14 protein-coding genes, 1 tRNA gene and 1 pseudogene are annotated in these 14,825 nt (G+C 35.2%); 1 reads left to right on the top strand and 15 read right to left on the bottom strand.

The genetic code is table 11. The features are described from left to right. Nucleotides 1–18: 18 nt before the first annotated feature. The 4 genes from tilS to spoIIE all read right to left on the bottom strand — a co-directional run bounded on the left by tilS (nt 19) and on the right by spoIIE (nt 6,137). On the bottom strand, nt 19–1,401 hold the full coding sequence (tilS, locus tag NKG37_RS06765; protein ID WP_254416019.1) for a tRNA lysidine(34) synthetase TilS: 1,383 nt from the start codon (nt 1,399–1,401) through the stop codon (nt 19–21). Nucleotides 1,402–1,551: 150 nt separating this feature from the next. Further along, a complete protein-coding gene (locus NKG37_RS06760; RefSeq protein ID WP_302183210.1) occupies nt 1,552–2,559 on the bottom strand; it encodes a protein kinase domain-containing protein in 1,008 nt (335 codons plus the stop codon). Further along, nucleotides 2,528–3,262, bottom strand: a complete 735-nt coding sequence (locus NKG37_RS06755; protein WP_212121279.1) for a vWA domain-containing protein — start codon at nt 3,260–3,262, stop codon at nt 2,528–2,530. Before NKG37_RS06755 ends, NKG37_RS06760 begins: the two co-directional genes overlap by 32 nt. A 397-nt stretch (nt 3,263–3,659) precedes the next feature. After that, the gene (gene spoIIE / locus NKG37_RS06750) at nt 3,660–6,137 is read right to left on the bottom strand and encodes a stage II sporulation protein E (RefSeq protein WP_254416018.1); all 2,478 of its coding nucleotides are present in this window, start codon (nt 6,135–6,137) and stop codon (nt 3,660–3,662) included. A 426-nt stretch (nt 6,138–6,563) separates the two neighbouring features. Between spoIIE and NKG37_RS06745 the strand changes: the two genes are divergently transcribed. Next, nucleotides 6,564–6,637 (top strand) — tRNA-Met (locus tag NKG37_RS06745). Nucleotides 6,638–6,785: 148 nt separating this feature from the next. Here NKG37_RS06745 and NKG37_RS06740 read toward each other — a convergent pair. From NKG37_RS06740 to spoVT, 11 genes and pseudogenes are all read right to left on the bottom strand, one after another. Further along, entirely contained in the window at nt 6,786–7,268 is a 483-nt protein-coding gene (locus NKG37_RS06740) for a S1 domain-containing RNA-binding protein (protein ID WP_224427946.1), read from the bottom strand. Nucleotides 7,269–7,362: 94 nt separating this feature from the next. After that, nucleotides 7,363–7,758 (bottom strand): FtsB family cell division protein, encoded by a 396-nt coding sequence (locus NKG37_RS06735; RefSeq protein WP_016204750.1) that lies wholly within the window; start codon nt 7,756–7,758, stop codon nt 7,363–7,365. Between the two features lie 18 nt (nt 7,759–7,776). Next, complete coding sequence (locus tag NKG37_RS06730; protein WP_367976442.1) at nt 7,777–8,187, bottom strand: hypothetical protein; 411 nt, start codon at nt 8,185–8,187, stop codon at nt 7,777–7,779. Between the two features lie 6 nt (nt 8,188–8,193). Further along, a pseudogene (gene yabQ, locus NKG37_RS26250) lies at nt 8,194–8,355 on the bottom strand (spore cortex biosynthesis protein YabQ); the annotation flags it as partial. Nucleotides 8,356–8,396: 41 nt separating this feature from the next. Continuing rightward, nucleotides 8,397–8,699 carry a sporulation protein YabP gene (gene yabP / locus NKG37_RS06725; RefSeq protein WP_016204748.1) on the bottom strand — a complete coding sequence of 101 codons (303 nt, stop codon included), beginning with the start codon at nt 8,697–8,699 and terminating at the stop codon, nt 8,397–8,399. A 179-nt stretch (nt 8,700–8,878) separates the two neighbouring features. Further along, the gene (locus tag NKG37_RS06720; RefSeq protein ID WP_016204747.1) at nt 8,879–9,136 is read right to left on the bottom strand and encodes an RNA-binding S4 domain-containing protein; all 258 of its coding nucleotides are present in this window, start codon (nt 9,134–9,136) and stop codon (nt 8,879–8,881) included. 21 nt (nt 9,137–9,157) lie between these two features. Beyond that, nucleotides 9,158–10,615 carry a bifunctional methyltransferase/pyrophosphohydrolase YabN gene (mazG, locus tag NKG37_RS06715; protein WP_212121289.1) on the bottom strand — a complete coding sequence of 486 codons (1,458 nt, stop codon included), beginning with the start codon at nt 10,613–10,615 and terminating at the stop codon, nt 9,158–9,160. Further along, the gene (locus NKG37_RS06710) at nt 10,612–12,309 is read right to left on the bottom strand and encodes a putative polysaccharide biosynthesis protein (protein WP_254416017.1); all 1,698 of its coding nucleotides are present in this window, start codon (nt 12,307–12,309) and stop codon (nt 10,612–10,614) included. The genes mazG and NKG37_RS06710 overlap by 4 nt, the downstream gene beginning before the upstream one ends. A 99-nt stretch (nt 12,310–12,408) precedes the next feature. Then, nucleotides 12,409–13,506, bottom strand: a complete 1,098-nt coding sequence (locus NKG37_RS06705; RefSeq protein ID WP_254416016.1) for a DUF1648 domain-containing protein — start codon at nt 13,504–13,506, stop codon at nt 12,409–12,411. A 3-nt stretch (nt 13,507–13,509) separates the two neighbouring features. Further along, nucleotides 13,510–13,890 (bottom strand): GntR family transcriptional regulator, encoded by a 381-nt coding sequence (locus NKG37_RS06700; protein ID WP_101728757.1) that lies wholly within the window; start codon nt 13,888–13,890, stop codon nt 13,510–13,512. 196 nt (nt 13,891–14,086) lie between these two features. Further along, nucleotides 14,087–14,623 (bottom strand): stage V sporulation protein T, encoded by a 537-nt coding sequence (spoVT, locus tag NKG37_RS06695; RefSeq protein ID WP_254416380.1) that lies wholly within the window; start codon nt 14,621–14,623, stop codon nt 14,087–14,089. Nucleotides 14,624–14,825: the final 202 nt, after the last annotated feature.

The following is a 14,825-nucleotide window of genomic DNA, read 5'->3' as shown; positions in this document are numbered from 1 at the left end:
TGTGTGCCCCCTAGAAGATCATTGCTTTTTATATGTTATTAATAGATTACTACCACTATTCGTATTACTATGAGAATATATCGATTTTTTTAGTCCTGGTATCCAAAGAATTTCACCATTACTATCTGTAATAATTGGCCAATTCTCTCTTTCATGGATTGGAATCTTCTCATCGATAAAAATGCGGTTCACTTTTTTCTTACCATTCATCCCTTTTAAATGGATTCTATCGCCAGCGCTTCTTGTACGGATAATAAGAGGGAAGGAAATAGAAGAATCCAAAAGAATACAATGATTATCAGTATGATGTTCACCGTCTATATATTCTACCTTAATATTATACCCATTTGGTAATAATAACTCTCCCATTTTTGATAATTCATAATAAAAGGATTTTGTTGGAGAAAAATTAAGCTGAAAATGAAGATAATGGTACGACTTTTTCACTTTCAGACCATTCGGGAGATCAATATTTCCAGAAGAATGAGGACTCTTAAGTAATATCATCATTTGCTCAGTATGTAATGCGGATAATGAAATAGGTATCTCGTCATAGAGATAATTTAATATTAGTTGAATACATCTTCTTTGTAAAGGAATAGCTATTGAAAGAAATCTATTAATATCAACTACTGCTTCCTGTTCTCGTTTTTCGACTAATATAAATGAAAGCCTTTCTTCTGCCTGCTCCATTAAATAAGCTTCATCGTCTGCTAATTCTTCACTAAACCGCTGGAAATGCTTTGCCGCGTGTATATTTTCTTTTTTCAAAAAGGGCACAACATATTTTCTATATCGATTGCGGCTGTATGTGTCTTTTTCATTGCTTGGATCTCTTCTTGGATTTAAATTATGTACTTTACAATATTCCTCAATGTCTTCCCTTTCTAAACATAAAAAGGGACGAATAATATTTCCTGCTCCGAAAGGACGGATAAAAGGAATTCCAGCTCTCGCCTTACCTGAACTTCCTCTCGTTAATCGCATCAGAATTGTTTCTATTTGATCATCGCCATGATGACCTAATGCTAAATAGTCTAAATTAAATTCTTTCATGATTTTTTCATAAAAAGAATATCTACATTCTCTTGCCGCTTTTTGTGAGTTCACCCCTGTTTTTTTAATAAACATTGGTAAATTTATCCTCTCCCAAGAAAAGGGAATGTTCCTTTTTTCACAGAACAATTTTACAAATTTGGCTTCCTCTAGCGACTCCCCCCCTCGAAACATATGATCAACATGCCCGGCATAAACCTTGATTTTCCACTCTTCCTCTTTTGTCCATAAAAAATGAAGAAGTGCTAAAGAATCGGGGCCCCCCGACACTCCAACTAAGATTTTTTTTCCTTCTAAAGTCACCTTTTTTCTTTGCAGGTAATTTGAAACTTGATCCTCAAACATTTCTGATTACTTCCTTATCACTATCACTATTCTACCAACACTGATGTTATTACTTTTTCATCAGAGATTGTAGTCTACTATAGTCAAGGATATCACTTTTTTAAAAGTGATACCAAAGACTATTCTCTAAAATTGTTAAAATTCCTCTTTTCAAGTTAATTGACCATATATATACAAAATATAACAAATGGAAATAAGAATAATGATAAGCAAAGATTCGACCCAACCAGCCTTTTTCTTCTTTTTAGCCATATTGCTTCTTGTTTTAGTAGATTGAGTAGTTTGCCCTCTTACTTGCCGGGAGCTATTTCTATTAGCTCCCGCTGTTACGGTGCTTCTATTAGGTTTTGTCGAATCTCCACTTGTTAATTTTAAAAAGTCTAATCGCATTTCTTTAGCGCTTTGATATTTTCCGGTTAACGCTTTTTGAAGAATTCCCTCATAGCGCACGAGACCTTGTTTTTGTCGAATCATCGTTTGCAGTTGTTTCAGTCCACCCACTGTTTTATTAAACCTTTTTGGATAATAAAGATTGAGCATAATCATGGCGACAGCAAATAAATCATAACTTGGTTCTGCCTTTCTTGTACCTAGCCCCCAATACCCTCTATCAAAGAACTCTGTAAATTCTTTAATCGCTCTACCGGTAATGGTTGTTCCGCCTACATCAATACATCTAATTTTTGTTGGAGGTCCTGTAATAATCAGATTCTCTGGTTTTAAATCTCCAAATATCCAATTATTTTCATGAAGGTTTTGTAAATCTTTTAACAATTGAATCATTAACACATCAACCCATGATCCTTCCTTATGTTGAATAAATGTTAGTAAATCAGGTCCATTGATGTATTCCATTACATAAAAAGAAATAGTTCCTCTATTCGTTACCCAATCATCTACATCTATTAAAGAAGGTCCAAGGCTATAACCTTGGACCTTTGCAAAGGACTTCAACACATTTACTTCGGAAGTTATAGATACACTATTATTACTTAATTTCAAAGCAACTTTTCCTATTCTGGAATCTGCCAAAAAAACAGTACCATTCGCTCCATAGCCAAGTTCCTTTATAATTGTATACTGCTTGTTATGCCACTTTCCTTTTATTACTGTACCACTATTTATTTTAAATTGACTCTTCGATGTATTCATCATCATTTGAAATCAAGCTCCTTAATGAGCGCTTATGCTTAAAGTAACGAACTGCTTCTTTTAAAGCTGGACCTGTCGGTGTAATTCCTCCTGTCGATAATTTCGGAAAAATACTTGTAAGAGATTCTAAACGAGGAGTCCAATCCATTAATTTTTCGACATCTTTCTTTTTCCCGGGAAATACAAATACAGAATAGCGGTTTTCACCAGATCTAGCATTCAAGCTTAAGGACAAATCAATTAATGCTTCCTTAACTGTTGGAAGTTTATGCTTCATACTAGCACTTGTATCCAATAAAATTAGCACCTCAAGTTCGACTGTTTCTCCTAGTTCGTCAACAACCTCCATTACTTCCCCTCTTTTTTCTGGCGGCAGATCCTCCATTGTCTTTGAGGAACCTAGAATTTGCTGAAGCTCTTTATTTATTACTCCTTGTAGCGTTTGGGTCATTGCCTTTTTCGTTACCATTTGGACAGTCTGACTTAATTGTTGTGCGTATACTACTTGACTAACACCGCCCCCAGAGAGTGCAATGCCTTCAATTTCCTTCATACCTTGCTCATCAATTGTATCTTGCTCCATGACTCCAATAACATTGACTGTAATTCCTTGTTCACTAGCTAATGCTGCCATCGCAATAGGATCTTCTCCTTTATTTGAGCATCCATCTGTGATAAGCAAAATTTGCTTTAACGTACCTGTTTTCATAAATATCTCCCCTCCATCTTTATGAGTTAGTCCCATTTTCGACGAAAAAGGAAGTATTTATACCCTCATATGAAGGATAAACAGAGGATATAGAGTGATACTTCTCTCAGTGGGGGTTAGTTGAACCAATCGGACCTTTACGGACAGTTGATGTCCCACCAATCTCATAAGCTTGTGGGGATGTCCGTTAAGAGTGGATAAAATAAAACTAACAACCATGCTTACCCTTTACGCTGGTTGTTAGTTGAATAAAACAGTATTATTATTATCAATTTTATTAAGAAGGCTTCCATCAATGTTTTTTCTTTATCCCCCACCTAGTTCCTTTGATTTCCCACAGCTCGCGGTTGGGTATTAATACTGTCCAGTGGGATAAATGTTTTGCAAGTTACCAAACTTAATTTGCCATTTGCTTAAAGCCTTTTACTGGAATAGATGCCCATTTAGGAATATTATGATCAATTTTTGCAACTAACACCGTCATATCATCCTCAATTAACCCGAGACGAGATCGTATAACCTCCTCCATAATTAAATCGGCTACCTCTTGAGGATTTTCTGTCTTCAATTCTTTGATTTTTCTCTTCATCCAAATTTCAAAGTTTTCAACATGTTTTGGCCCTTCAAAAACACCATCACTCATCATAATTAACAAATCTCCGGCTTTTAATTGTTCACTTACAACATCGACATCAAATTCTTGAAGGATACCCATTGGTAAATTACTTGCCTGTATCTTCATTATTTTCGAACCTCTTTTAATAAAACTAGGTGTAGAACCAATTTTCAAAAATTTCACTGCTGCATTTTGGAGATCAATCATCGCTAAATCTAAAGTTGAAAAAATTTCATCTGTTGTTCTTAAAGAAAGAATGGAATTAATCGATTTTATAGCAACCTGTTCCTCAATCCCTGATTGAAGAATTTTTTGTAATAATTGAAGTGTTTCTTCACTTTCTACATGGGCGCGCTTACCATTACCCATTCCATCGCTTATGGCCATTGCATATTTTCCTAATCCTAACTCGATTGTAGAATAGCTGTCTCCTGATATAAATCCACCATCCTTGGCCGCATGGGCAACACCTGTATCCACTGTATAAGCTTTTGCCGACCGAAATGTTGCATGACTGTAATCATTAGAATACTCGGAAACCTCCTCTTTATTGACAATAATCGTTTCTCCAAGAATATCAGATAGCATCGGTGCAATTAGTTTTTCACATTCTCCATAGCCTGTATTATATGGAATCGTTATATCGATATCGACATTCCCCTGTTCCAAACTATATATTTCTACATTTTCAATATGAATACCAAACTCTTGAATAGCCTCTAGTATTAATTCTTCCTGCTTATAATGATTTTCTCTTTCTCTTTGAATTTCTTTCGCAAAGTCACCCATTACTTCGGATACACCGAGCAATTGATCGGCAACTAGTTTTCTGCTTTCCTGCACTTGTTTTTTTAATTTTTGATTAGCTTGATACAATGTTAGTTCTTGATGGATTGCATCAGTTACCTTCTTCGATCTTGTACAATGCTTATCCCATTCCCTTGAAAGACTAGGAGAAATATTTCCACCAGTATCAGCCATTTCAGTCATAATATCTTTCATATAATCATAGGTTGTATTAAAGTTACGCGCCCAGCAATGTTCCTTTCGAAAGCATGTTTGGCATGTTTTTTCCGTAACATTACTTAAAAAGTAGTCTAACTCCTTATCTTCCTCCTCTATCATCTCACTTATGTTGGGAGAGGAAAAACTTTTAGAGAGTGCCTGAAAAACATTGGAAAATTGAGAAACTCTTTGTGCTGTAACGTCTCTCATCTTTCTCATATATTGCTGTTGTTCTTGGGAATATTCTGCTGTTCCAGGTATATGCTTTGCAATGCGAGAGGTCAAACTTTTTGGTGTTAAAAGGAATAGGAAAACAGCTATTGTCGTTTCCATTAAGGAAACGGATAAGACGCCTCCTCCTTCTCCATACATTCCAATTAGAAGCGTAGCAATAAACAAGCCCAGTGCCACACCAATCTTCTTACCTTCTTTCAACAAACCACCTAAAAGTCCTGAAAAAGCTAATAAGCTCATATGATAAAAGCTAGAAATGCTTGCAAGACTAAAAATTAATCCAGTTACCACACCGACAGTCGATCCAATAGTTGCCCCAGCAATAAAGGAAAACACGAGAACTAAATAACGAGACATAATATGTTCAATTGATAAGCCATAAACCGCCCAACCAATTGTTCCGGTCATAATAGAAGCTAGCATGATGATAAGACATACAATCTCTTCTGTTTTTAGTGCTTGTCTCCTTTTATTAACGGTCATCAGGGGTAGGCTTTGCAAAAAGATTAATGTTAGAATATACCCAAGGCTTCCTTCTACAAACGCTAACATTCCACCATACAATGTAAAACCATTTGTTAAAAGATAGGCTTTCACTAAGCTGCCTAGAAAAACAAGCCCAAACACAAATACCGGTACAAGTTGTTGTTCTTTACTTTTCCAATTCAAAATGATTTTATAGCTAATCAAAAAGAAGAAAGACAAGACAAAATTAGAAGCAGCCTCAGTTATCCCTAAAGTGGCCGCACCAGCTATTAATCCAATAAGGGCAAGTGGGGCTTTATCTTTCCTTGATAGATACACAGCTGCAAAAAATGGAAGAGCAAAAGGAGTAAGCTGCCCTAATATTAAGGCACGTCCAAGCAAAAAACCAATGATTAGTAACAAATAACCCTTTACTAAAAAGAAACTCTCCAATTTTGTATTAAATTTATGAACAAATGAGCTGAAGCTATCCCGCGACTTCCCAAAATCAACTTCACCAATCGGATCGATTATATCCCTTTCTACTTTCTCCATAAAACCACACTCCCTATCAAGTATCGTTGCTCCACATTATAGAAGGTAGCTATTTAAAAGTTTGTCAAAATAACGAAGCAGTTCCAACTTTTCGCTCGACTTCTTTCCTCCATTTTTTTATCGAAATACAAAATTCGATAGAATCTTTCTAGTTAGATTTGTCAGGATATTCAATAAAAAGTAGCTACCCTATTATTGGAAAGCCTTCTTTATTGGGAACGGGGTATATGTGAATCGTCTTATTTGCTGTCACCATTTTTACATTTATTGCTTATTTTTGTCAGTTCATGCAATATGTTTTTTTAGATTCTTTATTCGTTAAAACTATTTAAATAGAGTAAAAACTAATATCCTAAATAAATGATTAAAATCTATTGACATTATATTTATTTCTTTGTATTATATTAATTGTCTTGTTAATATTATGGCGGTGTAGCTCAGCTGGCTAGAGCGTACGGTTCATACCCGTGAGGTCGGGGGTTCGATCCCCTCCGCCGCTATCGAAAAAACCACGTAAATTTACGTGGTTTTTTTTTTGTGTTTTTTTATCAGGAATGCTCTAAAAAAAAGCAAGCCAAATCGGCTTGCTTAAGCTATGGGAATATATAAACGATAAACCCTGCTATCTATTGGTTATTCAGCAGCAAGTTACCCGCGTCTAGCGCCTCTTCCCCCGCGTTTCGACTCAGTATTTCTTTTCAAAGAAGCTAATCGATCTTCACTATCTTTTAAGAAACGAGCCATTTTCGATTCAAAATTCTCTTTAGGAGCACGATTATCATTTGATTTTGCATTACGTGACCTTTGAGAATTTCCTCCGGAATAGCCGCCTCTCGATTCTCTTCTTTCTCCGCGTTCGTATTGTGGTCTCTCTGGTCTTTCCGGTCTTTCTGGTCTATCCTTCGCCTTCTTGATAGATAGTCCAATTTTCCCATCTTTCTCGACATTAATAACTTTAACTTCGACTTCATCGCCTACTTTTAGGTGTTCATTAATGTCCTTCACATAATTGTCTGCGACCTCACTAATATGAACAAGACCTGTTGCGCCTTCTGGGAGCTCAACAAACGCACCAAAATTAGTAATTCCTGTTACCTTTCCTTGTAACTTGCTGCCTACTTCGATTGACATAAAAAAGTTTTGCCTCCTTAAGGATATAAAAAATCGTACTTATTTATATTATACAGAATGGAAAAAAAGAGTGTCAATATTACTGACAACCTTATTATTTTCCAGTTGCGTTTTTTGCTTCTTTTTCAGGGATATTAAAAATAATTTCCCCTTTTTGTGATAATAATAAATCTTTCCTTGCTAATTTAGCTAAATATTCTTCATCGTTCAATCTAGCAATTTGATCCTTTAGGTCTGCTTCCTGCTTCTCCAATGCAACAAGTTGTCCTTCTAACTGTTCTTTCTCTGCTCTTTTTTCTTTTAAAGTGGAGCTTTGTGATATGAGTGTGGAAATCATGATAAAGCCAATAACAGCAGCACAAACGAAGAAGGTTGTCAGTCGGCGCATCAATAGCTTTTTCTTTCTGGCTCCACTAAGACTATCAGCTTGATGCTGTAGATTATATTCTGTTGGAAATGTTGTAACATCTGGTTTTCTTATAGCACTCATATGAGGCTCCTCCTTTCATTATTTTTTTCTATTAGCTATCCATTCTTTCAAATAGTTCTTTATTTTAAAGTAATATCCTGCCAATTTGCTAGAGATTCTCTCGACGAATAATTTAACCTTTTTCGGCATAATTAGCCACAATAGGGATAAAAGCCATTCTATTGGTTTTAATAGTATCCTTATGATAAATCTTAATACCCTAATTATACCACTGACAAGTGCCATAAGTCCCTTGCCTAATGCAATTATTATCGACAAAAGAAATAAAACAATAGATTTAATTGGTCTATATACGATATTAACTATTATCTTAATCAAAAAGCGATACGAATGGATGCAAAAGGAAATAATTCCTTTTAAGAGTCGAAGATAAAGAGCTTGAAATAAACTTTTGTACATCGCAAAGCCTAATAGCAAGGCTAAGACCAAATAAACGCGAACCTCTCCCTTATTTACTAGGAAAAGGACATAAAACATCAGAAGAGCTTGCAAAATCCAGAAAAGGATATCATGGATAAAAACTATACTTCTTTTCCGTGTCGGTCTTTTCAAGAAGTATTGATATGTATCTAAACTTATCCCAAAGAATAGGCCCATGCTAACCATAGCTAGCATGGTCATAAATTGTGTAGAAAGTGTCATCGGAATATCTTGCTAAAGAATCCCTTAGCCTTATCTCCACTTTGATCGTCTACATAAACTAAATCAAATACCTTACCTTTGATGGAGACGATTCCCTTTTCTACATCCAGATTTTTCATTTGAAGATTTTGACCTCTAATGGATAAAAAACCCATTACTGTTTCAAGTATAAACTCTTCGTTGTCAAAGCTCTCCACTTGCTTAACTCCTGTAATATCTAGCAGCTTTCTTCCTCTCATAATCACGTCATGTTCCACCATATTACTTTTAGTCGTATTTGAATCATAATATTGGCTCATCATTATCCCTCACAATCACTTAGTACAATCTCTACTTGTACAAATATATGTGGACAATAATAAATTTAGAACAAGCCTTATAAAGGATGTGAGGAAAACAACTCTATCTTGTTTATTACCAATAATAAAGCTTAATAAACTTAATCCTTATTGTAAAATTTTCTTAAAACTGCTTCAAATTAAGAAAGCGTCTCTTCTTTAATTATTTTGTACATATTTGCAGCATCTTCTTTTTTTGTTGATTCCTGCAACATTTCCACTTTAGCAGTAACTAACTTTTGACCGAAACGAACCTGCAGCTCATCGCCGACCTTCACATTTGTACTTGCTTTTGCTTGCTGTCCATTTACCAAAATCCTCCCCTGATCAGCAACTTCCTTTGCTAATGTTCTTCGCTTAATTAAGCGAGAGATTTTCAAGAATTTATCTAGTCGCATCCTAACAGCTCCTTCTTAACGTTATTTTCCCTTTGCTTCATTCCAAAAACCGTCTAATTCCTCTAAACTCATATCGCTCCAATCTCGTTCAGACTCCTTCACCTTTTTTTCTATATAAGAAAAACGCTGGAGAAATTTTTTGTTTGTCTGGAAGATGGCAAGTTCAGGATCTACTTCATAAAACCTAGCGATATTTACCAGTGAAAATAAAACATCGCCAAATTCACTTTCTATCTGCTCTCTATTATTTGCCGCTTTTAATTCCTCTTGAAACTCAAGAACCTCCTCTTTTACCTTTTCCCAAGCTCCTTCTACATTCGGCCAATCAAATCCTACCTTTGCAGCTTTTCTTTGTAATTCATAAGCCTGTAACAAATTAGGCATTGCACGGTTTATTCCATCTAAGATAGATTCTGTTTCTTCCTTCGCTTCCTGTTTTTTGGCATTTTGCCAATGCTTCATTACATCATCGACCGATTCTGCTTGTTCTTCCCCAAATACATGTGGATGTCTGCGAATCATTTTATCGGAAATTCCTTCAATTACATCATCGATTGAAAAATATCCCTCATCTTCTCCTACTTGACTATGAAGCATTACTTGTAATAACACATCACCAAGCTCTTCAATAATATGGTCTATATCCCTTTCATTGATTGCCTCAATTAATTCATAGCTTTCTTCCAATAAGTATTTACGCAAGCTTTCATGAGTTTGTTTTTTATCCCACGGGCAGCCATTTGGCCCACGAAGTTCCGCTATTATATGTCTAAGCTGGGAAAATTCTTTATAAAGCAACTTTTCCTCTTGAACAGGTGGCACATATATACTTGTTAAATTATTTAAATCGATCTCTCTATCTAATTCATGTAGCTCAATTTCTTTTATTTTTTCTAAAATACTTCCAGCTGCAGTGACAATCTTAATTGGATAATCATATGGCAGTACATCCATTAGCGTTAATTTCACTTCAGATGCAGAAAAAGCATCATAGACTTGGCCAATAATCAAATGATTTCTAAGCTGGATGCTTGAGCGGTCAAGAGCTGTTCCGTCTAAGAGTTGAAACCCTTCAATTGGATCTATTCGCAATGCTTGAAAAATACTGTCTAGAAAGCTTTGACCCCCAGCAATTTCAATCGAGACAATTCCTTCTTTATCCTTTTCTATTAAGAGCTGGACCGTTTTTTCTGCAACAAGCGGATGACCTGGAACCGCATAGACAATGTCTGTTTCCTTTGCTTTCTCTAATAGAACTTCAACGATTTCCTTATATACCGCTTCAAATTGTTCATGCTTCTCATAAATAGAATCAAAAGAATGAAAAATAACTCCTTCTTCTTCAAGAGTTGATATGACGGGATGATCATTCGTCCGTACATAAACAGCTTTATTCTCATCGATTAGACTGCGATAGACACCTAATGGCAGCTGATTTATATCCCCTGCACCTAATCCAATAACCTTTATTTGCTTCATTTAGTTCCCTTCCTTTTTTTCGGTAAAAACCATTTTAGTTTACTTCCTAACGGTAATAGGGATAATTCCTTTTCTTTAAAAACATTACCTCGCAACACAATAACCACATATATTATTCCACCTATTATGACACCAGATAATGCTTGGATAGCACTTTTTATACGTTCATGCTCTATATATTTAAGCAGCAGAGAGGAAAATGGTATATATCCTTTAAGGACAAAGAACATAACAAGACTTGCTCCGCTGATAATCAGTATCTGCTTTATGTCCATAAGCGGCTCTTTGACTATTCTTCTCAATTTTACCATCATTAAAAGCAAAATCATAAATAATACAATAAGAGATGCATAAGCTGCCCCGTAAATTCCATAGGAGGAAACAAGTACGATGTTAAGCGCATATTTTCCAACAAATCCTAATATGATCAAAATTGCTGGATATAAAGAATAGCCTAATCCCTGAAGAATGGCCATTACTGTAGCAATAATGGCATTAAGAAAAATGACAAAAAATAAAATAGTAAGAACATCTGAACCAGCATCATTTTTAAATAGCATACTGTTTGTTTCATTTATGATGCCAATTAAGCCGATCGTTGCCCCAAGACCAATAAAATAACTGACTAAGAGAGAAAAATGAATATTTCCCATCAGATCTTTCTTACTTGTCTTTTGACGATCCTTCGTAATTAGGGGAACAATGGTTAAAGCCATAGAAGTGGAAATAATACTTCCAATTTGAATAAGCGGCTGCCCCCTGTCATAAACCCCTTTCATTACTTTAGCACTTTCATCAGCCATGCCAGTTTCGATTAATAAAGAATATAAATTCAAAGAATCAGCGAGTTGCAATAACACCAATAACATACTACTAATGGAAATAGTAATGCCTTCGTATATTATTCTTTTGCATAGTACACGATTCTCCTTTTCAAAAAGAAGAGAAAACCGAAAAAGAGAGAAGGATAAAGAAGATTTTCTATAAAAATGGATTAAGACTATTAGAGAAAGCAACCCACCTATTACAGAACCAAACATGGCGCCAGAACCAATTGCATATAAGGAATATCCTTGATAGGAAAAAAAGACAGCCACAAATAAGATAATCCCCACTCTCATTAGTTGTTCACTTACCTGGGACACTGCGGTCGGAATCATATTTCCTTCTCCTTGAAAAACACCTCTCAATATAGCAATGAAAGGAGAAACAAGAAATGCAAAAGAAATAACCTTTAACAAAGATGCCAAATAAGGATCACCCATCAAAGAGGCTAGCCTACCTGCATTTAAAAACAAGACAAGAAAAGCAACAACCCCGATTGGAACAAATAAGAAAAAAGAGGAACTCACAAGTCTATTTATACCCGATTGATTCCCCTCTACTTTCATTTCCATATACAATTTTGACAGCACAACTGGAAAACCATATGTAGATAAAGCAATAATTACCCCATAAAAAGGATAAACCTGCTGATAGATATAGAAGCCTGTATCACCAACAATATTTTGAAATGGTATACGATATACAGCACTCAATACTTTAGTTATTAAGGCAGCGATCATTAAGATAAAAGCGCCTTTAAACCAGACATTTGATTGCGAAGTCTTCACATGTCTAGCTCCTTCCATAATTACTTTCGCTTGTATTATAGCATAGTTAGATGGAAGATGTGTTCTTACATCCGAATCCATTTCTTACATATATTAATACAATAGAGGTAAAGATACTTTCCATGAGCAGCCCTGTTGCCTGGAAAGTATCTTTACCTCTACAAAAAGAAGCAAAACTAATTACATAAAGCTTAATAATAAAATAATAAGCAACGGAAGAAAGATGATAACATACCCAATAGGATTAGCAAAGTTTAGCGTCCATCCAATTCCAAAACGCTTTTCAACAAAAATAGAAGGATCATTTTTATTAAAGTAAAATAAGCCTCCCTTCCAGTAGCTATCCGTATCAAAAGAAGAGATTTCTTGTGTGGGGTGTTCCTTTCCATCCAACCCACGATTTAGTCTTTCTACCTTTATCGTAAATAGAATTGTCCCAATTAATATCAATACGGTAATGAGAATAGGAATAAGGAAAAGCAAGTAATCACTGAAGATATTATTGTATAAAGTTGTTAATTGTAAAAGGATAAAAAGCACAGTTACGGCAATAGAAGTAAGAAAACTGAACCAGCTTGAATATTTACGATACTTTAGCTGTCTATGCTTGGATGCTTGTTTATTGTTAGCAATCATTTTTATCCCTGATTTTTTTTTGGCAATATTAATTCCTAGAAACATAATCTGCATCGTTAGTAAAACAAGCAGCAAAGTCACAGCAGATAGGGGTGTCTTTGTTGTAAATCGATCTGGTTTCCCATCCGGTCCCCAGTGAACAGGTATTTCCGCTGGCAATATGTGATACTGCGTTATAGTAAAAAGAAGGAATCCTACTGTAATGATCATTGGAATAATAAATACATACCAAGGAAGCATCTCATCCTTTTGCCTAACTCCCAGTTCTGTTACATTGACTTCCTTTAGCTGCTCCTCCCACTTATTATCACGCTTTAACCAAAGCATTTTCCCATGAAAATAAAAATAAAGGCTTAAGCTCCAAAATAACATACCGAACAATAGTGACGTTCCGATAATGGCTACTTGATCTGCTTGGATATTATTAGCAGCTTGCCAAATGCAATAAGCAACAATACTAAGAATGGAGGGGATAATGACAAAAAGTGAATATCGTTTTTTATAGGTAGAAATTTGAGGATGCTTTATTTGTGTACTTGGAACTGAAACGCCAAATACGACTGTCTTTCTTATCAGAAAGGGGATGGCTGCTTCAAATAAGACCGTTATTAACAACATAATAATAAAAATAATAGCTTCCATTTTTTATGCCTCCTTCATTTTTTGAATAATCGATTTCATTAATCTTGTTATTTCTTCCTCCTTCATTCCTAGTACGATGGCTTCCACAATTGCCGGTTTTAAACTATCAGAGACTCTGTTCTGTTCTTCTGCTGTCACTCTCCTACTAATTGTCCGTATAACTGCACCTGATTTAGGAATAATTTGAATTAGTCCCTTTTTTTCTAATTGATGGTAACTTTTATTTACAGTATGCATATTGACACCCAAATCAGCTGCCAACGAACGAACAGAAGGTAGCATATCTCCGTCCTGTAATTCCTTTCTTATTATCCCTATCATAATTTGCATCGTAAGCTGTTCATAAATCGGCATTTCTAATTCAGGGTTTATTTGAATATACATCATCATCCACCTTAAACTGTTATACACTTATTATAACAAATTTGTTATAGTTTTAATAGAACAAATTTGTTATAGTTTTAATAGAACAATCTTATTTGTTAAGATACTTCCTAAAAACAAAAAAGTCGACAACTCCTTTCCGAGTTTGTCGACAGTTTAAGGCATATAAAGATTAGTAAAAAACGTTATGCAATCATTATGATTCCATTTGGCGAGCTAAAAATCCTGCTGCAGTCTCTACAGCCTTTTTCTCTACATCACCAAGTGAGTCTTCTTTTGCGAAAATGACAACTGCTCCAATTGGATCACCATTTGCAATGATAGGACCAATTGTATAAGCTGAAATTGTTTCAGTATGACCATCTACTAATGCTACTTGGTCTTGTTGATTCATAAGAATTGAACTTCTATCTTCCATTGCCTTTTCCACTACACTACTAATATTTTTATTCAGATAATCTTTCTTCGATCCACCCGAAACCGCAATGTAAGAATCTCTGTCACAAATTAGCACCGCATTTCCTAAACTATCATAGAGAGCTTCGGCATACTCTTTTGCAAAATCACTTAATTCACTAATCGGTGAATATTTCTTTAAAATCACTTCTCCATCTCGATCAACAAAAATCTCTAATGGATCACCTTCACGAATTCGTAATGTTCTTCTGATTTCTTTTGGGATAACGACACGACCCAAATCATCGATTCGACGCACAATTCCAGTTGCTTTCATTCCGTGTTGCCTCACTTTCATCAGATGATTTTTTAAATTGGTGAATGCATTCTCACTATACATGAAATGTTCACCATATTTAAACATAGTATCTTTCATATGGTAAGTTCTATACATTAAACATGCAAAATTTTCTCTAGGTAGCTTTATTTTCCTTGGTGAATATTTCACTTACCGAAAAATATTTACCATATCATCCATC

Source organism: Niallia sp. RD1, from assembly GCF_024219955.1.
GTDB classification, from domain to species: Bacteria; Bacillota; Bacilli; order Bacillales; family Cytobacillaceae; genus Niallia; species Niallia alba.
This window is presented reverse-complemented; position numbering and strand designations above follow the sequence as displayed.